This window comes from Massilimicrobiota sp. SW1139 (genome assembly GCF_012027715.1).
GTDB lineage: Bacteria > Bacillota_I > Bacilli_A > Erysipelotrichales > Coprobacillaceae > Allocoprobacillus > Allocoprobacillus merdigallinarum.
On sequence record NZ_SJOR01000025.1, the window covers coordinates 1 to 21,584 of the forward strand.

Here is a 21,584-nt window from a genome sequence, read left to right on the forward strand (position 1 = left end):
TGATATGACTCATAATTTTTGGTTTAGCTTTAGCACAATTTTTTGACATAAACAATGACCTCCATAAATAATTATCAATGTCATTATACATTAATCAAAAAAATGATGACTTCTAAACCAGAGGATAGACTCCGAAAAAAAGGAGTTAAAACAAGAAAGTATTACAAGTGGCTCAGATGGTCTATGAAAAAAATATAATTAAAATTTCGTTTGATTGTTTCACTTTTTTATAACTTCTTTTTTTAAATTTTTCAAATTCTTATCTAGTTCATATAAACTATCAACCAACAATTCTGCAACACCATATAGATCTGAAAAACTAACACCAATATATTTATAAAACTTATTTTGATCGATGCTTTGAGAATATCCATACAAAACAAAGTCAATAGGCTGACCTATTGCATTACTTTTCATACCATCAACGCTTAAATAAAACCATTGATTTTTATAAGCATCCATTTTAACGAATGGAGAAGTCTTTGACCTTATATCAACACATATAAAATCTCCATCTAAACCATATTTTTTATGACGATTTGTACTTAAAGGATGTGCAACAACAAAAGAACGTATCGCTCTTAAATATCCCTTTGCTTTTAATACTAGGTCTAAATCTTGGTAAATATAATTATTTCCTAATCCTTTTTTTAAAAGCTGTTGAATTTTTTCTATAGATTCATTTATCCAATCAATCAATACGATAACATATATTACATCCTTCATAGTTGGCTTAGATAAATATTGGATTTCTTTATTTAAATCTTGAATACTAAAATTAATTTTTTGCAAATAGTCTTGACTAAGATAAAAATTTTCTTTATTCCCCCAAATCCATTGTTTATGCAAACTATATTTTAATTTATTCAAATTTTTTATTTCTCTTATCCTATTCACTTTAATTACCTCCATCAAATAATATACCAATTAAGAAATAGAAAACAACTAATAAAATTAATTTTATAAAATTTACTACAAAATATTTGTGGATTTCTACATGTTTATATTAAAAATATTTTACTTTTCATTCTACTTATACCCTCACTTATATTACAACAAATTCTTATCATTATCCTTTAAAAGGATAAATTATATTCTATTTTTACTCTTTTTAACAAAAATATTGCTAATTTTTTCCAAAGAAAAACTATATAGTAATAATCTTTATAATTAGTCTCTTTAAGAAATAAGTGCATTAGAGCTATATATAAAAATATATTTTACATATTGTAATTTATAAATTCATCTGATAGAAACCCTTAGCACAGAAGGAAATACTGTTATTGACATAAGACATAAACTGAATTCTTTACTAAATAGAGTTAAGGGGGGAAAAATTCTGATGGTTATCATATACATCTATTTTTATCGATACGTTTCTCGATGTTATGTTTTAAAAAAAGCTTATTTTATTATAATTCATCTTGCTGATGTCGAGTTCTTACTTAGTTTATTTAAATATAAAACATTTAACCATGAAGAAATTAATAGATTATTTTTATACTATTCTATTAATTTCTTCTTTTTTTATCCTCGACCGCCTCCCTCCTTTCTTTGAAATCAAATTCAAAGAAAGGAGTAACAATGTGTGATTATATTTGATTATAAAAAAAGAGATTTTAAAGAGATTAAAATAAATAATAATAAAAAGTACTTTATTAAGAGCGGAAAGAAATTTATAGAAGTTCCCATAGAAGTATATAGACTATACAAAGCTGATTATATGAAAACGTACAGATCCATAAAAAGAAAACAAGGACTTTCTCAAATAGCTTATGAAGAAGATTTTATGCTAAATAGTATTATAGATATGGATAGATATTATATTGAACAAATCAATAAAAAAGAATTACTACATAATCTATCTAAAGCCATAAAATTATTGAATGATGAACAATATTTTATTATATATTCAATATTTTTTAAGGAAGAAACTGAAGCATCAGTAGCTAGAAAATTAAATATATCTCAACAAGCATTAAACTGGAGGAAGAAAAAAATTCTTCTTTTTTTAAAAAATCATTTGTTAAACTCGTCAAACAGTAACGAATCCTAGTGAGAATGAAATTCTCAGAAAGGAGACCATGAATATGGCGAAAACAAAAATACTTGTGCTTGTAAAAGCTAATCCATCACCATTTGCAAAGGAGGTGCTTCAGTACCAAGAAAAACTAATTAGGGAAAATATTGATTTATCCAAAGCAATATTATGCGGAACGTATCGTTTTATAGGAAAGGAACTCAATTTTAATTCATTTAAAGAATCATGTATTATTCAAAAAATCAGAGCACGTTCTATTGATCAAATCATGATTATCTCAAAAAACATTATTTCTTCTGATATATCAGTATGTAATGATTTTGAATGCTTTTGCAATCATTACGATGTAGATTTGGTTGAATTATCTTCTTTATTTCAAGTCATGAATGAAATTATCAGAATTTCAAGGTAATGTCACTATGAATTATAATTATAAAAATGAGTATAAAAAATGGTATGCTTGGAAAGAAAAAGAAGAAGAAATTTTAAAAGCATTAAGCGTTCCTCAAGCACTTATCAATCAATTAAGAGATTATGATTATGAACAGTTCAAAGCTGATAGAAGATATAAAACTAGACATTTGCTTTTTGATGATAACTTTTTTATCAATCGATCTATCTATGATAAAAAACAGTACTTATCACTAAATGATTTGTTGGATGATATTGAAAATGAAGCATTATATGAGTATCTAAAAAATAGTGATGAAAAAATATTGGAAATAATAATGTTGAAAATTCAAGGCTATTCTATTAGGGAAATTTCAAAAATAACTGGACTAACAACCAATCAAATCTATAAAAGAATAAAAAAATTAAAAAAAGTTTTATAAAAATGGCGAAAATGAGGTTATCAAAACGCATATATAGTGAGGGGGTATTAATCCCTTTGAATCTAGCTCTTTGAAAACCGAATAACACCTATTGGATACGTTCCCATCTTATGAGCTATTCATTGGATACGCCATGACCTATAAAAAATATATAATCATATTTTTATAGTGAGCGATCAACATCTCAATGTAAAAATGACTGGCAATCATTCAGCAATGAAATAAGATGAGGGATCATGATACTCCTGCAATGCAGTTGTGTGAGATACCACACAAAGATGAAATTTCTGTGAAAGATACTAGCCATATCTTGTTCAATAGGATTCCCTCTAGTTTTCGGGTTATCAGGGATAAATAGAAAACTATGATTCATACAAATATCACATCAGATAATTGTAAATATTATCTGATGTTTACATAAAGGAGGAACAAGTATGCATATCAAACGTGGAGAAATCTATCTAGCAAATCTAGATAAGCCATTTGGCTCTGAACAAGGAGGTATCCGACCAGTATTAGTTGTTCAAAATAATGTAGGTAATAAATATTCCCCTACCCTATTGGTAGCCTGTATTACAAGTAAAGCCCATTCCAAACATCACCTTCCAACACATTATGTTATTCCAAAATATGTTGGTCTGAAATATGATTCATTGGTGATGATGGAACAAATTAAAGTTATTGATGAAAAACGTATTATTAAATATATAGGAAAGTTATCCCCTAAATATATGAAAATTTTAGATAAACGTTTAAAAATCAGTCTTGGACTTATACCTATAAGAAAAGGAGGAAATTAGAGTTATGATCAAACAAGATATTATACAGTTCAGTGGCAACAATGTACCTATCTCTGAAGTAGCTAAGATAATGAAAAAAGATAAGCAATTTGTAAGAATTGGAATACAGGAAAAATGGCTTCCAATTGGTGTAGCATATAGAAAAGAAGGATCTTCGGAATATTCATATTACGTTTCACCTAAAAAATTATATGAATATACAGGATATATATACAAGGAGTAGTTGTCAAATGTACTTATAGAATTTTTATACATTTCATTTCTTATATCTTCTATTCTATAATAGCAGCGAAAGGAGTGGTAGCAATGAAATTACCAAACGGATTTGGAAGTATCTATAAATTGAAAGGAAATAGAAGAAATCCTTATATGGTTGTTTTGACTAAAGGATATGTGCGAGTCAAAAACAATATCAAAAGAGAGAAAATGATATTAGGTTATTATTGTACAAAAAAAGAAGCATTAAGTGCTCTTACTAATTATCATGAAAATCCTTATGATATTCAAACTGAATCTATTACTTTTGCTGAATTATATGAGAAATGGTCAGAAGAACATTTTAAAAAATTAAATAATAAGTCTTCGATTAGAACATACACAGCAGCATTTAATCATTCAAAGCCATTACACAACATGCGTTTTAAAGACATTCGACCTAATCATCTTGAAGGAGTCATAGAAAATGCTGATGTGGGAGATGCAACAAAATCACGAATGAAATCAATGTATAATTTAATATATAGATATGCTTTAAAGTATGATATCGTTAATAAAAATTATGCTGAACTATGCAATTCAATTAAAGTTGAAAGAAAAAAAGAAAAAATTCCTTTCTCTCATAATGAAATCAAAATGATGTGGGAACATACAGAAGATCTTCCTTTCGCTGATATGATATTAGTAGGAATTTACACAGGATTTAGACCCATAGAATTAATAAGTATCAAAAATGAAAATATCCATTTAGAGGAAGGTTATATTATTGGTGGTACTAAAACAAAAGCTGGAACAAATAGAATTGTCCCAATTAAATCAGAAATCAAATCAATAATTAAGAGCAAATATAACCCCGATAATGAATATTTGTTTAATGACTATAATGCTTTTGAACATGAATATACACCTCTCTCCTATGATAGATATAGAGGAAGGTTTTCAAAAGTAATGACAGCATTAAACATGCATCATACTCCGCATGAAACACGACATACATTTATCACCTATGCTAAAAAATGCAAAATTAATGATTATATTTTGAAAAAAATTGTTGGTCATGAAATACGTGATATTACTGAAAAAGTGTATACTCATAGAAATATAGAGGAACTAATCAGTGAAATAGAAAAAATACACTTTCTGTAGTTACAGCCGAATAGTGTAACAGGCATTCTATAGAATTAATAAGACCTTGTGAGTTGATAAAAAATTTCGTGAATTACTAACACGTTACTAACAGGGTTTTATATATTTTATATTATTGAATTAATTATTGATTTATAAGAACTTCTACAGGTTGAAATAGACTTACTGAGCCTTAATATAATCTATAAAAAAGTCATTCGCAGTATCTATCGAAGAAGCTTGTAAATAATTAAGCAAACTATAAAATAAAGTCATGATGAAAATCATGGCTTTTTATTTGCATAAAAAAAGATATGGGCTCGCATCTATCTGCACATCCAACCTCAAGTGGTCAGAAACCCATATCCAATTAGAGAAATCTAGTTTATAATAATTATTATAAGACCTCTTTCAATTTTTCTATACGTTGAATCAATCCATAATACAATGCTTCTATCTTATCTTCTCCCATTGCAGTTAAATAATCATATCTATACAGCATATTTCTCCACTTAATAGCAACTTCATATAACTCATCATAGTTAATTTCAATATTCTGGTTTTGAGAAACAGTATTCAAAATATAATCAAAATCTATATCCTTTTGATTGAAGAACGTACCAGAAGCCGTATGAAAATTGTATTCATAAATTTTGCTTTGAGAATACATTGCCTGCCCACTATCAAATATAGGAGCTATATCTAACCACTGCAAGCTATTCACATCTCTTACTACACCAAAATTTCCTAAATGTCTATCTTTATTAACTATTAAATAATCTAAAATAAACATTTTAAGAAGTTTTTCTTTTACATTTTTGATTCCTTTTTCTTCCAATATTTTAATATAATATTAATAAACACTTGTACCTCTTTCGGCATTTAAATCTACATTTTCGAATCTAAGAATGGAGAAAGAAGATATATATTCTGTATTAATATCAATAAAGCATTCACATTTTGACATTATTTTATGACCTATTTGATCGATAGTGTAATCAACATGATCTAAGTTTATAACTTTACAAATATCACTTGCAAGAACTTCACAAAACGGCTCTAAGTCCATTTGTCTTAAAGAACTTTTTAATAAATATCTTTTCTTATTAGATCAACAACCCACGTTTTCTTCAACATTCCATTAGATGTATTGTTAGGCGTATATAAATTGATATTATCTTTAATTAATATTTTATTTTCAAAACTTGCATCAATAAAATCCTGACTATTAAAATCATTCATAAAGAAATTAATATCATGCCAGTCCATTTGTTTTTCGACTGGATTTAACCAATATTGATCACTCAAAGATAATCCAAATGCTTTATTTAATAAAATGTCCTTATTTTTTATACCAACATTATCTAAGAAATCATCTAATCCATCTCTCCATGAAGGAATGCCACGACCTCTAAACCATGAAGTAATACAATTAACATTAAGTTGTTTTTCTTTAAAACATTCTAAAGGTGCATAATCAGGATTATATATTTCAACAATATCTACAACTGTATTATTTTCATTATTTAATGTAATTTTAGAAATTTTTGTCGTCTTGTTCATTAAATAATATTCTGTAATTCCATTAGTGAAAGGATTACTAATAAATTATTCATCATCTGGAAAACGATTATAATGCTTGCCATAATGTTCCATTTCATAATCTGTACAATACTTTTCAGCCGCAAAAAAATCAACTGTCCTATTAAGATAAGGTTGTTTATAACCTTTTATTTTTTGCTTGTATATTCTTTGCGCTGACTTTTCTATTCTTGATTTATTTTTCTTTAAATATTCTATTTTTTTATTGAAAAGAGATATTAAATTTTCTGATATGACAGCAAAGTCAAATGACAACAATTCATTATAAGGGACCGGAAACATATTAGATAACATACATTTACCAAGACTTTTTTTATTACCAGAAGATGTCATCCTTAATACGAAAGGACTAGATTTTTTAATTGTACCATCACTTTCATAATCACTACTATCCTCATTATTTATAGGTAAAAAATAGATATAACCATTAATTCTCAAAACTGTACCTAATACTTCTTCTTGTTGAGGTATAAACAAACTTATTTTTTGAATTTCTTTTAAAGAATCTTTTGTAACTCTAAATAAACGCATATATCTATAACCTCCTCACTAATAAAAATAAAACAGAGAAAAGTCATAAGACCTTCTCTGTTTAGAAACTTAAATCTACCAACTAAGGCTATGGTAACTCCCTTTTACTGGTTCCAACTCAGGCTATGGTCCTCCGTTTTAGAGAAGAATTATCTTCTATAAACAATATAACATAAATAAGTTTAAATTTCCATAATATTATATGTTTAGATATAATTCTTTTCATATTATAGTATATAGCTCATGACTCATATTTATAATTGTTTTCTTATTTTATTACATTTTTATTTTAGTAAAAATAGTTGATTTAGTAATACTCATGAGACAAAGACTTCCTGAGGCGATTACAGACTTCGAGAGTTGCACACAAATTTTTTCATCATTTTCTAACTGATTTTGTGAGACTCTAGGAACTATAAAAACTCAAAAAGGTTTGATTTTTCAGCGAAATTTGGGATGCAGATTCAATCGAAGAAGCTTGTAAATAAGTACAAAAAATACAAAATTTTAAAAAGTACTGATTTTATGATCAGAATTTTTTTATGCAATAACTTGTTATCATATCATTAATCTATAAACTGGAATTTATTGTTTTGCTTCTCCACAATACCATAAATATATTGAATATACAAGCATAGCAATCAGTCCTATTACCAATAGAACATTCACTTTAATTATAAATACAGACAAAAGAGTATTTGTCAATCCATGAAAAACACTACAAGCAAAAACACATTTCGTTTTTTTGTAAATTGTCGCCAGCCAAAAGCTCAGTATAACAGCTAACGCTAAGAAAAAGAGAAATGGCATATTTTGTTGCGATGAGCCATTTACAAACCAAAGGGGAATATGCCAAATTCCCCACACAACACCCGTAATGATTGTGGCTATAGGGAAATTCAATTTTTCCTCTAATAAAGGCTGCATAACACCTCTCCAACCTAATTCTTCTTCGCCGCCATATATAAATGTTGCTTGAAGAAAGATTAAAGGCATCAAATACCATGGTAATGCGGAATTAAATTCCCTTGACGATAAACCTATTGTCAGTATTTCAAAAATAGAAAATAAAAACAAAAAAATCAATGATTTCTTTCTGTAGCCAAAAATAAAATGTAATATAGATTTAACCGTGTTTTTTTCTTCTAAGACAAAGAAAGTTGCTATTGTCGGTCCGAATCCTCCTATAATATGTAAAATAGTGCCTAAAGGATGCGAAAATGGGATAATATTTAAACTTGTTAACACAGCAAGTCCAGACCAGGCTATCCCTGTAATAACAAATGTAATTATAAGAAATTTTGCTAACCGTTTAGTATCCAATTCAGTATATCTCCTTTTCAAATTCTAATTTATCTATATTCTTAATTATAACATATACTATCATTTAATATCATACACAAATAATAATTTTCATCAATCTACACGTCCATCTATCAAGAATAAATTTAATGATTTGACTTTATATTCTAAAAATTTTAAACTTTCTAAATCGTCTTTTTCTACCAAACTCAAAGCTTTAGCTTGATATTTTTGTATTCATCAGTTACTTTAACTCCTGTCTGTTGGTGACTAATGGTACTATTTTCATTTAGCAGTTTTTTAACAAAAAAATAAGATGACGATTCGATTGAAGATGCTAGTAAATAAGCATAAACAAATATTAGATTTAAAAAATTCTGATTTTAATTGAATCAGAACTTTTTCATTTTAATTATTTTTACTGTTATCCAGTATATATTCTTCATATTGTTGTCTACCTTCTTCGACCAATTCAAGTCTATATTTATCTCCAGTAAATAATATGCGACTCCACGTATTAATAGGAAATTCTTTTAATAGTGATGTTAGATATTGATCTCCGTCTTTAGGTATCCAGACTTCTTCTAATTTATACTGATCACCATTTATCTTCATTGTTACTTTCATATAATCCAAATAACCACTTACTGAAACATCACTATCTTCTTTATATTGTTCAATATAAAACATTCCATAAATATCTGCTTCATCTTTTGACTCATTGATTTTGAATAATCTATAAGATACGACTGCAAAATCATATTCAAAATATTCATTATCCATATGTGCTAATTCACGTCTTAAACTTTTATCGAGTTCTTGAGATGGTGTCACAATCTGATGATCCCAATAAAATAGCAAAGCACTTAATGCTATAACAATTCCTACAATTACCAAAATTATTCTTTTCTTCTTACTCATTTTTTCCTCCCGCATATATTCATTAAATCATATATTTTTTTTAGTTATGACCTGAAATATCATGACTATCTAGATACTCATACATTTTTTTGCACATTATGTCGATAATTTCTCCATATATCCTTTTGGATCATCAAGATATATAAGGCCATGTTCTCATAGGCATGCGCTTTAATATATCAATTGTTATTTGAGGATACTGATATATCCATATTTTTCTGGATTGATTTTTTGTTGATTATCTTTTTTTAAATAAGCGACAAAATAATTAGCTTCCCCATATTTAAAAGAATACATATCAATCTGGTTATCTTTATTTTCTCTAAAAGTTTCATTAGTAAGTTGAAGCAAAACACAATATCCATAAACTTTTATATATGTATTATCTTCTGTGTATCCAAATGCATGTTAAGCTAAAGTTGTTAAATCAAAATGTCAGGGTCCTATCGTTGCTTGATACTCATCTGGTTTTAACCTTGTTTCAATACATTCCATAACAGCCAGACCAACTTCTTTAGGCAAGTTCACAGACAAATTCAAGCAATAATAAGCCTGTAATAACTCCATAAGAACTGCAACAACAACTGATATGATAGTTATTTTTTACTCTTTTTCATTTTGCTCTTCTCACTTCTCATTTAGTTCTTATAATTTATTGAAATGCATTGCTCATGATATGAAATGAAATAATCCATGTGAATAATTCTATTGACAAAAAAATTATATAATTTATGAACTATACATTTTTTAAAAATACTTTAATATATTCTTAAAAATGCTTTAATCTCTTCTATAAATCAATAATATTGTTTATAAAAGAACAGAACTATTATAGGAATACAAAAGTTTTTCTTGTATATAAAAAGCTGTAAAAATTATTTTTTAAAATAATATCTTTACAGCCTTCCATATAAAATAGAATTTTATTATTTTCGTTTTCCAAAATATTCTACTAAGTTGGATATTCCAGAAATTATCCAAAATATTGCAATTATAACTAAAGTCATTCTCCAACCTTTAGAGACTTCTGCAACAAAAACAAAAGTATATAAAGCAAATATACTTAATATCAAACAGATTATTGTTGTCATGACTTTTATTTTTATATGTTTATCCATAATTCAATACCTTCTTAAAATCTCATTTATCGCCTTTTACCATTTTTATCAAACTTCTTTCTCAATGCCAACTCTGTTGGAAAAATACAACCAATGAAAGGAACAAGTTGTACAAACACTATAATAGTTCCTACAGTTCCTACATAATCTGTGCTTTTTCCAATGATCGAAAACATAAGTATAATAGTGATTGGTAATGTAATTAATCCACATATATACCATATTTTACCACAATATTGATGAGCAAAGTCCCACGTCTCTTTATTTTTCATAGACATAGATGTACGATATCCAAACATGGCATTTATTTCATTTGGTGCCTTTTTCATAAAATATTTTCCAAAACCAATCATGACACATGGAATAAGTAAATCCATTATCAACACAAAAATCCAAAATCCCATAATAAATTTTCCTCCATCAATCCTCATAAAAGACTTCTTTTCATATATAATAAGGGATATGGATTTCCCTGTTCGTCTAATGCCGTGCGTTTATAAACTTCAAATCCCATATATTCATAAAATCCTTTCGCTAGCGGATTTTGTTCATTAACAGTGAGTTTGTTGATTGCATAATTTTCAATAGCGTATTGTATGAATTGTTTTCCTAAGCCTTTTCCTCTGTATTCATTTGAAATGAATAACATTTCAAGCGTTTGATCAGCAACACCCATGAAACCTACGGGTTTGCCTTGTTTGTTTTTGGCCACCATCAAAATAGGAACATCTGTCAGTGCTTGTGGAACATACTGCTTAATATGATAAATGTCATCAGATGATAAAAATAAATGCGTTGCTTGAACAGAACTTTCCCATACATCGACTAACTTTTGAATCAATACAGGGTTGCGTTCTTCAACTTGAACTATTTTCAATTAATCTTTCCCTCCCAACTTCCACTTTTCTAATATACATCATTATAACAAATCCTCTATCAATTTTCATGAGAAATCTTTTATATGTGATGATCATTGATATATTGAATAAATTTCTTCATTGCCGGTGATAAAATGAAATCTTTTTTCCAGACCATAACTGAGCAACTTTCAAGTTTTGGTTCTAATGGAACAAACGTTAAATCACGCATTTCATCAATACTCTCTAAACAAAAAGCAATTCCTAAATCATTTTTAATAAAATGAACCAAGTTATAACCCAAATTATAATATGCTGCAATATTTAGATTTTGATAATACTTTCCAAACCAATTTTCTATTTCATTGATAACCATTGTACGATTAGACATTAATAATCTTTCATTGATTAAATCTTGTGGTTTAATCAATGATTTCTTTGCGAGGGAAGAATCACTTTTTGTTAAAATTCCCCATTGTTCTTTTTGTGCCATTTTTTTAAAATTATATTTCGTTATATCTACTGGTTCTACTAATAAACCTAAATCCACAATGCCTTTGTCAAGATTATTTTTAATCGTATCAGAATTAGCTGTAATAATTTCAAATTTAACCAAAGGATTATCTTTTGAAAAACGACTTACTATTTGAGATAAATATTTCACTCCTAAAGCTTCTCCACAGCCAATCGTTATTAAACCTGTGATATGCTGGGCATCATGATTAAAATCTTCTTTTATTTTTTCTTCAATTTGTATCATCTCTTGTGCTCTTTGTCTAAAAAGCATGCCTTCACTTGTGAGTTCAATGCTATGTTGTTTTCTTTCAAATAATTGAACGCCTAATTCATCTTCTAATTGAATTAATTGTCTTGATAAAGTGGGCTGTGTAATATGAAGCAATTCTGCAGCCTTTGTTATATTTTCTTCCCTGGCAACCATTAAAAAATATTTTAATACTCTTAGTTCCATTTTGATATCCCTCCTTCTATAAAAACAATAAACAAGAAGCTTATACTTCTTGTTTATGATCACCTTCAATCAATTATTTTTGAGCCATCATTCCTACTAAACGATGAGGTTGATATGGTTCTTCCAAATATCCTTTTTCTTCTTCTGTTAATTCTAATTCAGTCGCTTTCACAGCTCCATCAATATGATGAAGTTTTGTTGCACCAACAATAGGTGAAGCCACTTTTGACATTAACCATGATAATGAAATTTCAGTCATTGATACATTATGTTTTTCAGCTAATTCCATTACTCTATCAATAATGATTCTATCTTGTTTTTCTGTAGCATCATATTTGCCTTTGGCATAGCTATCTTCCTGCATTCTTTTTGATTGTTCTCCTGGATGTTTAGCTAATCTTCCTGATGCCAAAGCACTATATGGTGTCATAGCAATGTTATCTTCTTTACAAAGTTTAGCCATCTCACGTTCTTCTTCTCTAAAGATCAAATTATAATGTCCTTGAATGGAAATAAATTCTTCATATCCATTCGCACGAGCAATGGCATTAGCTTTCGCAAGCTGATAAGCAAAGCAGTTTGAAATACCGATATATCTTACTTTTCCTTCTTGAATCAATTCATGTAATCCTTCTAATATATCTTCAATAGGTGTATGATCATCCCAAGAATGACAAATATATAAATCAACATAATCCATGTTCAAACGTTTTAAACTGGCTTCTAAACAATTTCTGACATGTTGCTTTCCAGAAATACCATTTGCAATTTCTTCAGGTGTTCTTGCTGAAAATTTAGTCGCAATCACAACATCTTCTCTTCTTGCAAAATCTTTGATTGCTCTACCTAAAAATTCTTCACTTGTTCCTCCCTGATAAGCCATCGCTGTATCAAAAAAGTTAATACCATTATCTAAAGCATACTTTATAATTTCTCTAGATTTATCTTCTGGCAAAGTCCAAGAATGCATTCCCTTTGTTGCATCACCAAATCCCATACATCCCAAACATACTTTTGATACTTTTAAATCACTATTTCCTAACATTGTATATTTCATATATTTGACCTCCTTCAAATCAATGTTTTTATCTTTCCATGTATAGTGTCATCCATTCATAATTACAGTCATCAAAATATTTTCATTCTTCATTTATATAAGACAACAGTTAAATAGATATATTCATATATATCATGGTTATCTTGACATCTATTATATTATTCTTTCTTCCATAAAAAACAATTTACAAAGATTTTATAAAGTCTATATATTGACATTTTTTATAAAATGTCTACTTAAATTCTTTCTAAAATCCTATTGAACTATTATTCTATTCTTTACTATCAATCTATGACTTTACATCACATCTTTCATGAAATATAAATATAGACGAAAAGGATTAAAAAATCATTTAATCCCTTCTATCCATTCTCTTCATCAAGTGATAATGTCACAGTGACATTTCCTTGGCCAAGAGTTTCCATCAATTCACTTTTAGAAATTCCCTGTATTTGACCCAATTGAGTAAAATTCCATGTATTAGGACGATAATAAATGACAAACATATGTCCTAAATACAAAATCAAATCACAAGCTTCAGTTGTTATGCTTTGATCATTGGTTGGTAAATGGAATCCCAAATCACCTACTTTTTCCATACTTGCATAATCTTCCATTTCAATTGTGATGGGACCATTTTGAAGCTTTTCTTTTAATGCTTTTGTAGAAGAATTATCAACCAATGATGCCTTTAAAGTTTTTTCACCAATCTGAATCATCATAATTATCAGCTCCTTTTTACTTTTCATTCCATATCATTCTATTATTTTCATCCAAAATCATTTCATGATATATTTATTCAAGATATGCTTCAATTTCTATTGTCCCTGACATATCTTCAATATATTCACTTCCTGAAATGGCTTGTCCTAGTTCATAAAGACCACTGGCACTGCCAAAATCTTCATAAAACATGACTACATCTGTCCATGGTTCATAATAGGCTAATGTTCCTGTCACAGCATTAGCACTCACTGCATCTGTCATTGTTAAATCAACAGGTGGATAAAATATTTTTTCATTATCACTATAATTTTCTACTTCAATAGTTAAAGGTAATTGTTCATATAATGAGTTTGCTGCTTGGCTATCATTTAATTCAAAAAGAGTGATTTGTCCATTCGAAGTGACACTGATTTTTTTAGACTCTTTTGATGTCGCATCTTGTTCAACAGTTTCCTGATGATCCTGAGTTTGTGTCGTACTTGTACGATTTGGTTCTGTCTGATTTTGACAACCCCATAGAGAAAAACACATCACTAAGGATAATATTATTTTGATAATATTTTTCATACTAACCCTCCTTTATTTCAACTTTAAATCATCTTAATTAAAAACAGAATGATGTCATTCATTTATTAATAAGAACTTTAAATCCAACATAAATTTCAATATGATGTATTTATTGCTTAGTTTTCATTTGATAAATAAAATAATCCAATATATCAATAGATTTATAACAAGTATGCGCTTTTTCCAATAAAGCCTGTCGATACCTTGTCAGCATATCTATTCTTTGTGATAATGTGCTATCACCTTCACTTATATATTGAATATACTTTTTCATATCCTGTATACTCATTCCTACATTTTTTAAAGTCATAAGAAAACTAAGCTTTTGGATGTCTTTTTCTTCATATATCTTTTCTCCATCTATTTGCTTGACTTCATCAAAAAAACCTTGATTTTCAAAAGCCTGAATACAGTCAATAGGAACATTATATGTTAAACTGATTTCATTGATATTCATTGTTTCACCACCTTATCAATAAGTATTTCTGCATATTTTACTTAACTGCTATTCGTTTTAATAATTGGTTTCCTATCAATGAAAATGTCACCATAATCAATAAATAATCCAAGTAAAAACGAAGCTTCAATTCTGAAAAATCAAAGAACTTAAATTCAGTCATAAAGAACATATCTTGCCACATTCTTCTTTGATAAAAGACAAACAAACCACAAACGAAAACGGCTATCATAACTATATGGAATATTTGATGATGTCTTATATATAACGAACTTCTTTTCAATTTTGCTATCATCGCATTGAAATGAAATCCAATGTGAATAGACATCACAATATATAGCCATGATGAAGAAACCAGATGCACTGTTCTTCCTAAAGATGTTCCTCCTAGATCTATAAAGCTTAGGACATCTCTTGAAATCATAAAGCCACTTACAGCTGTACATATCATAGCAATGAATAAACATGTATTGATGACGATTTGAAAGATTCTTACTGGTGTATATTTTCCTTTAAACAATGTTGTATACCATTTTCTATTCCAAATATGATGCCATATAAATAACAGACATAGGATGACTCCAAGCCACTCATGTACAAAATTTGACCATAGATGATACCCCATCACAACAATTAATAATATTGTCATGATGATATCTAAAATGATTTTATTCTTTTTCATCTAATCAACCATTCCTATATCTGATAACCATTGATTGACATCATCTTGACAGCTATCTGTATCAGGGCGATAAACACCAAATGCATCTAGCAGTGTACTATGAGGTAAAGCATCCTGTAAGTCTTCAATACTTCTTCCCAGTCCACCTGTCCCATGTGCACAAAATGGAATAATAGTTTTGTTGGATAAATCATAACTTTCGATAAATGAGAAAATGGCCATTGGACATGAAGACCACCAGTTCGGATAACCTAAAAATATAACATCATATTCATCCATATTTTCTACTGTATCTACAATTGTAGGTCTTGTCTGTTGTGCAAGTTCGTCTGAAGCACGATCTAAACATTCATCATAGTCACTGGAATAAGGTTCATCTACAATAATAGAAAACATATCTCCACCAACTTGCTCCTGAATAAAATGTGCGACTTTTTCTGTATTACCTGGTGCTAAAACACTGGCTGATGTCGAAGCATCAACATCTACACTTGATGGATCATCCACATGTGTATTATCTGCCCATGTAAAATAAGCAATCAATATTTTTCCATCTAAACTTATCGTTTCGTTAGGTACAGAAACACTCTGTTGTTCATTAACCTTTGATACATTGTCATTGCTTTGACATGCACTTAATAGACATACACAAAATACGAATAAAAGGCATTTAATTTTTTTCATATCCTTCCACTTCCTTTCTAACTACATCTTATCTAACAAACAACCATATGTCTAATACTTATCAATCATATTGAGCCATGCTTATAAAGCATTTGTAAGTGTAGACTCTCTAATCGTATCCATACCTCAAATAAAGATATTTTACTCATTACAAAAAATTTCAAATAAAAAAAGGATGAAAATCATTTCACCCTTCCATTAGTCATTGATACTATCAATCCATGAAACAATCTCATCTTTAGCATCTTGTACCTGATTGCCATGAATTGTCAATCCTTCTAAAACTGTTGCCTGAGGACAAAGCTCTTTAATCTCTTCAACAGCATCAGAAAAGCCAGATCCCCCTGACGTATTAAATGGAATAATCGTTTTGTCAGAAAAATCATATTCTTCTAAAAAAGAATATAATGGCATAGGCATTCCATACCACCAATTAGGAAATCCCAAGTAAATAACGTCATATTCATTAAAATTCTCAACATGTGAAGATAATACTGGTCGAGAATTCTGATCACGTTCGCCTTGTTGCTGATCTACCAATGTATCATAATCAGCTGGATATGGCGTTTCTGTCTGAATCAAAAATTTATCTCCACCCGTCTGTTCTACAATGACATCTGCCATATATTCTGTATTTCCTATTAATTGTTGATTTTCCACAATCACACTGGCCGAACTCGATGCATCTGTATTTTCTGGAAAGTCAGTATTTCCAACTCTTGAAAAATAAGCAACTAATATTTTGCCATTGTATGTTTGTGTGTCTATTGTTGGTTTTTTAGTAACTGCCTCACTTTCACCGCTGGATGTTGATTGACAGCCCATAAGCATCATAGCCAATAAAATCAATAAAATCTTTTTCATTTTCTCCCTCCTCTTTATTCTCATTTTAAATGACAGACCTATTCCTTGTCTAATACTTCATATACATGTCTCTTATGCCCTTTAAGCATTTGAAAAAAGCCTCTTGAAATGAGGCTTTTTACTGATGTTCTTTCATTTTTTTAGTTAAAAAGTCAATAAATTTTGATACTGTAAAACTCATGGACTGATATTTTTTCCAGATAATTAAAGAGTTCGTCGTTAATTGTGGTAAAAGTGGTCTAAAACATAATTTATTATCTGTACCATCATGATATGAACCTTTAATCACAATCGCATACCCCATATCATTAGATACCAGCATAGAAGCTGTGGTCGTTAATTCTGAAACAGCCACAAAATGAAGCTGATGATACGTTTCTTCTCCCATCCATTCTTTAAACTGATTTTGTGTTTCTAATCGAGAAGTATTAATAAGAGGAAGATTTTTTAAATCAGAAGCTTCGATAAAATCCTTTTGAGCAAGAGGATCATCTTTCTTCATTAAAATCCCCCATATTTCTGGCTGATTCATTCTTAAAAAATCAAATTTATCTAAATTGATTGGCTCCAATGCAAAACCTATATCTACCAATCCATTATCTATCATTTCAGCAATAAAATCACTATTTCCATTACGAATACGAAAAGTCACCTGGGGATATAATGATTTAAATTCCTTGATATATTTTCCCATCGTCTTTGTTGCTTCAGTAATGCCACATGCCAAAACAATCTCACCAGTCACTTCATGCATCTGATTGCCTATTTCCAGTTCTGTTTTTTTAGACAAATCAATAATTTCTTCGGCTCTTCTTTTTAAAAGCATTCCTGTTTCTGTTAGTAAAACTTTTCTTTTTCCTCTAATAAACAAAGCCGTTCCCAATTCATCTTCTAATTGCATTAACTGGCGACTTAAAGTCGGTTGTGTTATATGTAAGATTTCAGCGGCGCGTGTAATATTTCCCTCTCTAGCGACTGCCAGAAAATATTTCAAAACTCTGATTTCCATGTCTCATCACTCCTTATCCAATCATGATCAAGCTTTTCTTATTCTATTATATCATCATTTTAGACAACTCGAAATTCCTTCCATTTGCCTTTTATCAATCTTATCACAAAGCATACAGAACGACATAACCAGTCTAATCCCATCGCAATCCATACACCAAGAATCCCCATATTCAAAATAACTCCAAATAAGAATGCTGAGCCTAAACGAAAGACAATCATTGAAAAGATTCCAATATACATAGAATAGTGAACATCACCAGCAGCGCGTAAGCCATTAGGTAAAACAAAAGATGTTGGATGCAAGGCAAAAGCCATGATATTATGCATGATAACCAATACGTAAGTGAGCTGTTGTGCTTCATGAGAAAGGGTATATAAATCTAAAATCCAAGGTAATAAAACAATCACAAGACCACCTATCAAGGCTGTTGCCAGATAAGAAATTTTCATAAGTTTTTTCATATAATGTTGAGCCTGTTGATATTGATTGGCTCCTACGCATTGTCCTACGATTGTCACAATAGCGAGATTCATTGCATTCACAACAACTACCGCAATCTGGTCAATACTTCCAGCAACACTATTAGCTGCAATCTGGCTGGTTCCAAACAAAGCGACAATGCTAGTGACTAGAACTCTCCCTAAAGTAAACAAACCATTTTCAATCCCATTAGGAATCGCAATATGAAGAATCTTTTGAATCATTGTTGTATTGATAGAAAAAATATCTTTGATTTTGATATAAACCTCATTATGCTGATTACATGAAAGAATAAAGATTATCACAGCAACCACTATTCTAGAAACAAGTGTTGGCACCGCTACCCCAGCAACTCCAGCATGGAAAATAAAGATTCCCAGATAATTACCAACAATATTAATCATATTCATCAACAATGATAAATACATAATGATTCGTGTCTTGCCAATGGAACGAAACATGGCTGATGCTGAATTGTAGATTCCTAAAAACGGAAATGACAATGCTGTAATAAAGAAATAAGTTAAACTGGCCTGCATGACATCACTATCAATAGAGCCAAAGAAAAGACTTAAAATACTGTGACGAAAAACAAGGCAAACGACCATAATCATAATCGAAATAACAGCTGTTATGGTCATTAACTGTCCTGAAGCAAAAATAGCATTTTTCTTGTTTTGACTGCCAATATATTGAGAAACAATCACTGCCCCTCCTGTAGCAATAGCTGTCAATACCGTGATGATCAAATTATTGACCATATCTACCAGACCAACTCCAGAGATAGCAGCTTCCCCAACATAGGAAACCATCATGGTATCAGCCATTCCCACAATCATGATGAGAATCTGTTCAATAATCAATGGAATGATGAGTTTCTTTAAATCTTGATTGGAAAATAACATGGTTTCTCCTCCTCTTTTCATACTTATTATATAATGTCTTTATTTACAATGTCTAATACCTATAATAAATATTTATCATGCTTACAAAGCATGTTTTATCATTAATGCTTTTCTTGTATTCCTTGCATCAATTCCATATATTTTTATGATATTATACATATCAATCATAGTGAAAACATGGTAAGATATTTGATAGAGGAAGTGTTAATATGTTACTGACTATTCATCAACATAAAATTGAAATCAATCAGCCTGCAAGTTTAGAAGCAATTGCGAAAAAGTATTTTCCAGACCAGCAGATTTATGCTGGTATAGTGAATGGGAAATTATACGAACTCAATCATATTATTGAAAATGATGCGACTATTGAATGGGTCGATGAACAAAGCATCATTGGTAAACAAATCTATGAAAGAACGCTCACATTTGTTTTTATTGTGGCGACAAAACAATTATTTAAAGATGCTGTGATTCATGTTGAATTTACGTTTCAGGATGGGCTATACTGCTCTATTCAAAAAAAGGAAAGTCTAACACCACAGGATGTTGATCAAATCAAACAAAGAATGTTAGATTTGATTCAAAAACAATCCAAAATAACACGTCATGTCATGCCACAAAATCAGGCTATTGACTTTTTTAAACAAAATCATCTTGAAGATAAAGCTCATTTATTACAATATCGTTCAAAAGACACATGCAGTATTTATGAAATGGAAGGCATTTATGATTATTTTTATGGTTTTATGCTTCCTGATGCTTCATATCTCAAACAGATTTCTTTACAGTTCTTTGCGCCAGGATTACGTTTAGGACGTTATGATGTCACTTTTCAACATTATAAACTTTTCCAGATCATGAAAGAATATGAAGAATGGGGTGAGTTAATAGATGTTCCTACTGTCGCAAAGATGAATGAAAAAATTGTCAAAGGTCAAATCAATGAACTAATGTTAATGTCAGAAGCGATGATTGAAAAGAAATTAGCTGAATTAGCAACATATATAGCCAAAGAAAAAGAGCATCTCAAAATGATTTTAATTGCAGGTCCTAGTTCTGCAGGTAAGACAACTTTTTCTAAGCGTTTAGGTATTCATTTAAAAATATTAGGAATGAGCCCTATCACAATTTCCATGGATGATTTTTATTTGAATCGTACACAAACTCCTAAGCTTCCTGATGGCAGTTATGATTTTGAAAATATTGAAGCTGTGGACTTAAAATGTTTCAATGAAACCATGCTTCATCTGATTCATCATAAACCTGTTTATTTACCTCGCTATCATTTTCAAACAGGTTTCAGAGAATATGATAAACATCCTACTGTATTATCTGATCGTCAAATTCTTATCATTGAAGGTATTCATGGATTAAATCCACGTACTTCGTACTATATACCTGAAAATGCGAAAATGAGAATATATATCAATGCTTTAACTCATTTAAATTATGATAATCATAATCGTATTCCAACATCGGATTATCGCTTAATTCGTCGTATTGTCCGTGACTATCAGTTTAGAAACGCTGATGCTACAGAAACAATCCGTCGTTGGAAAAATGTAAAAAATGGAGAAGACAAATATATTTATCCTTATCAGGAAGAAGCCGATGCTATTTTTAATACATCTATGGTATATGAGCTCGCTGTCTTAAAACCAATTGCTCAAAAGTTATTATTACAAGTATCCCCAGAATCTAAAGAATACATTGAAGCTAATCATCTTTGTAAACTGCTAGATTACTTTGTAGAAGCCAAAGTGAGTGTACCACAAACTTCAATTCTCGCTGAATTTGTAGGTAATTCTATCTTTCAATAAAAAAGATGTCGATG

28 protein-coding genes are annotated in these 21,584 nt (G+C 29.5%); 7 read left to right on the forward strand and 21 right to left on the reverse strand.

What is annotated here, in order from left to right:
- Positions 1-219: 219 nt before the first annotated feature.
- The gene (locus tag E0K96_RS10695; RefSeq protein WP_087304891.1) at positions 220-897 is read right to left on the reverse strand and encodes a hypothetical protein; all 678 of its coding nucleotides are present in this window, start codon (positions 895-897) and stop codon (positions 220-222) included.
- A 691-nt stretch (positions 898-1,588) separates the two neighbouring features.
- Between E0K96_RS10695 and E0K96_RS10700 the strand changes: the two genes are divergently transcribed.
- The 6 genes from E0K96_RS10700 to E0K96_RS10725 all read left to right on the forward strand — a co-directional run bounded on the left by E0K96_RS10700 (position 1,589) and on the right by E0K96_RS10725 (position 5,036).
- A complete protein-coding gene (locus E0K96_RS10700) occupies positions 1,589-2,056 on the forward strand; it encodes a sigma-70 RNA polymerase sigma factor region 4 domain-containing protein (RefSeq protein ID WP_168083126.1) in 468 nt (155 codons plus the stop codon).
- Between the two features lie 34 nt (positions 2,057-2,090).
- Positions 2,091-2,453 carry a hypothetical protein gene (locus E0K96_RS10705; protein WP_168083128.1) on the forward strand — a complete coding sequence of 121 codons (363 nt, stop codon included), beginning with the start codon at positions 2,091-2,093 and terminating at the stop codon, positions 2,451-2,453.
- Between the two features lie 7 nt (positions 2,454-2,460).
- Positions 2,461-2,874 carry a sigma-70 RNA polymerase sigma factor region 4 domain-containing protein gene (locus tag E0K96_RS10710; protein WP_143746975.1) on the forward strand — a complete coding sequence of 138 codons (414 nt, stop codon included), beginning with the start codon at positions 2,461-2,463 and terminating at the stop codon, positions 2,872-2,874.
- A gap of 434 nt (positions 2,875-3,308) precedes the next feature.
- Positions 3,309-3,674 (forward strand): type II toxin-antitoxin system PemK/MazF family toxin, encoded by a 366-nt coding sequence (locus tag E0K96_RS10715; protein ID WP_168083130.1) that lies wholly within the window; start codon positions 3,309-3,311, stop codon positions 3,672-3,674.
- 4 nt (positions 3,675-3,678) lie between these two features.
- Positions 3,679-3,897, forward strand: coding sequence for a hypothetical protein (locus tag E0K96_RS10720; protein ID WP_164483586.1), 219 nt, complete (start codon positions 3,679-3,681; stop codon positions 3,895-3,897).
- Positions 3,898-3,980: 83 nt separating this feature from the next.
- Positions 3,981-5,036 (forward strand): tyrosine-type recombinase/integrase, encoded by a 1,056-nt coding sequence (locus E0K96_RS10725; RefSeq protein WP_087304886.1) that lies wholly within the window; start codon positions 3,981-3,983, stop codon positions 5,034-5,036.
- A 376-nt stretch (positions 5,037-5,412) separates the two neighbouring features.
- Here the strand turns inward: E0K96_RS10725 and E0K96_RS10730 are convergent, their stop codons facing one another.
- The 20 genes from E0K96_RS10730 to E0K96_RS10820 form a co-directional block, all read right to left on the reverse strand.
- Positions 5,413-5,853, reverse strand: a complete 441-nt coding sequence (locus tag E0K96_RS10730) for a hypothetical protein (RefSeq protein WP_168083132.1) — start codon at positions 5,851-5,853, stop codon at positions 5,413-5,415.
- 248 nt (positions 5,854-6,101) lie between these two features.
- Positions 6,102-6,578, reverse strand: a complete 477-nt coding sequence (locus E0K96_RS10735) for a hypothetical protein (RefSeq protein WP_168083134.1) — start codon at positions 6,576-6,578, stop codon at positions 6,102-6,104.
- A 45-nt stretch (positions 6,579-6,623) separates the two neighbouring features.
- Positions 6,624-7,148 carry a type III toxin-antitoxin system ToxN/AbiQ family toxin gene (locus E0K96_RS10740; RefSeq protein ID WP_168083136.1) on the reverse strand — a complete coding sequence of 175 codons (525 nt, stop codon included), beginning with the start codon at positions 7,146-7,148 and terminating at the stop codon, positions 6,624-6,626.
- Between the two features lie 585 nt (positions 7,149-7,733).
- Complete coding sequence (locus tag E0K96_RS10745; protein WP_074087771.1) at positions 7,734-8,471, reverse strand: CPBP family intramembrane glutamic endopeptidase; 738 nt, start codon at positions 8,469-8,471, stop codon at positions 7,734-7,736.
- 387 nt (positions 8,472-8,858) lie between these two features.
- Positions 8,859-9,371, reverse strand: coding sequence for a hypothetical protein (locus E0K96_RS10750; protein WP_168083138.1), 513 nt, complete (start codon positions 9,369-9,371; stop codon positions 8,859-8,861).
- Positions 9,372-9,557: 186 nt separating this feature from the next.
- Positions 9,558-9,722, reverse strand: a complete 165-nt coding sequence (locus E0K96_RS10755; protein WP_168083140.1) for a hypothetical protein — start codon at positions 9,720-9,722, stop codon at positions 9,558-9,560.
- Between the two features lie 84 nt (positions 9,723-9,806).
- Positions 9,807-9,938 carry a hypothetical protein gene (locus E0K96_RS12270; protein WP_255456876.1) on the reverse strand — a complete coding sequence of 44 codons (132 nt, stop codon included), beginning with the start codon at positions 9,936-9,938 and terminating at the stop codon, positions 9,807-9,809.
- 359 nt (positions 9,939-10,297) lie between these two features.
- On the reverse strand, positions 10,298-10,489 hold the full coding sequence (locus E0K96_RS10760; protein ID WP_168083142.1) for a hypothetical protein: 192 nt from the start codon (positions 10,487-10,489) through the stop codon (positions 10,298-10,300).
- 26 nt (positions 10,490-10,515) lie between these two features.
- Positions 10,516-10,893 (reverse strand): SdpI family protein, encoded by a 378-nt coding sequence (locus E0K96_RS10765; RefSeq protein WP_168083144.1) that lies wholly within the window; start codon positions 10,891-10,893, stop codon positions 10,516-10,518.
- Positions 10,894-10,916: 23 nt separating this feature from the next.
- Positions 10,917-11,366, reverse strand: coding sequence for a GNAT family N-acetyltransferase (locus E0K96_RS10770; protein ID WP_168083146.1), 450 nt, complete (start codon positions 11,364-11,366; stop codon positions 10,917-10,919).
- 80 nt (positions 11,367-11,446) lie between these two features.
- On the reverse strand, positions 11,447-12,316 hold the full coding sequence (locus tag E0K96_RS10775; RefSeq protein WP_168083148.1) for a LysR family transcriptional regulator: 870 nt from the start codon (positions 12,314-12,316) through the stop codon (positions 11,447-11,449).
- 73 nt (positions 12,317-12,389) lie between these two features.
- On the reverse strand, positions 12,390-13,373 hold the full coding sequence (locus E0K96_RS10780; RefSeq protein ID WP_168083150.1) for an aldo/keto reductase: 984 nt from the start codon (positions 13,371-13,373) through the stop codon (positions 12,390-12,392).
- 362 nt (positions 13,374-13,735) lie between these two features.
- A complete protein-coding gene (locus E0K96_RS10785; protein WP_168083152.1) occupies positions 13,736-14,095 on the reverse strand; it encodes a cyclophilin-like fold protein in 360 nt (119 codons plus the stop codon).
- 73 nt (positions 14,096-14,168) lie between these two features.
- Complete coding sequence (locus E0K96_RS10790; protein WP_168083154.1) at positions 14,169-14,666, reverse strand: cyclophilin-like fold protein; 498 nt, start codon at positions 14,664-14,666, stop codon at positions 14,169-14,171.
- Between the two features lie 109 nt (positions 14,667-14,775).
- The gene (locus E0K96_RS10795) at positions 14,776-15,123 is read right to left on the reverse strand and encodes a MerR family transcriptional regulator (RefSeq protein ID WP_168083156.1); all 348 of its coding nucleotides are present in this window, start codon (positions 15,121-15,123) and stop codon (positions 14,776-14,778) included.
- Positions 15,124-15,160: 37 nt separating this feature from the next.
- The gene (locus E0K96_RS10800) at positions 15,161-15,805 is read right to left on the reverse strand and encodes a DUF4405 domain-containing protein (RefSeq protein WP_206080705.1); all 645 of its coding nucleotides are present in this window, start codon (positions 15,803-15,805) and stop codon (positions 15,161-15,163) included.
- Entirely contained in the window at positions 15,806-16,489 is a 684-nt protein-coding gene (locus E0K96_RS10805) for a flavodoxin (RefSeq protein WP_168083160.1), read from the reverse strand.
- 198 nt (positions 16,490-16,687) lie between these two features.
- A complete protein-coding gene (locus E0K96_RS10810) occupies positions 16,688-17,353 on the reverse strand; it encodes a flavodoxin (RefSeq protein WP_168083162.1) in 666 nt (221 codons plus the stop codon).
- A gap of 118 nt (positions 17,354-17,471) precedes the next feature.
- Positions 17,472-18,362 carry a LysR family transcriptional regulator gene (locus E0K96_RS10815; protein WP_168083164.1) on the reverse strand — a complete coding sequence of 297 codons (891 nt, stop codon included), beginning with the start codon at positions 18,360-18,362 and terminating at the stop codon, positions 17,472-17,474.
- A 59-nt stretch (positions 18,363-18,421) separates the two neighbouring features.
- Positions 18,422-19,750, reverse strand: a complete 1,329-nt coding sequence (locus E0K96_RS10820; protein ID WP_168083166.1) for an MATE family efflux transporter — start codon at positions 19,748-19,750, stop codon at positions 18,422-18,424.
- A 209-nt stretch (positions 19,751-19,959) separates the two neighbouring features.
- On the opposite strand from E0K96_RS10820, the gene E0K96_RS10825 reads away from it, so the two are divergent.
- A complete protein-coding gene (locus E0K96_RS10825; RefSeq protein ID WP_168083168.1) occupies positions 19,960-21,570 on the forward strand; it encodes a nucleoside kinase in 1,611 nt (536 codons plus the stop codon).
- Positions 21,571-21,584: the final 14 nt, after the last annotated feature.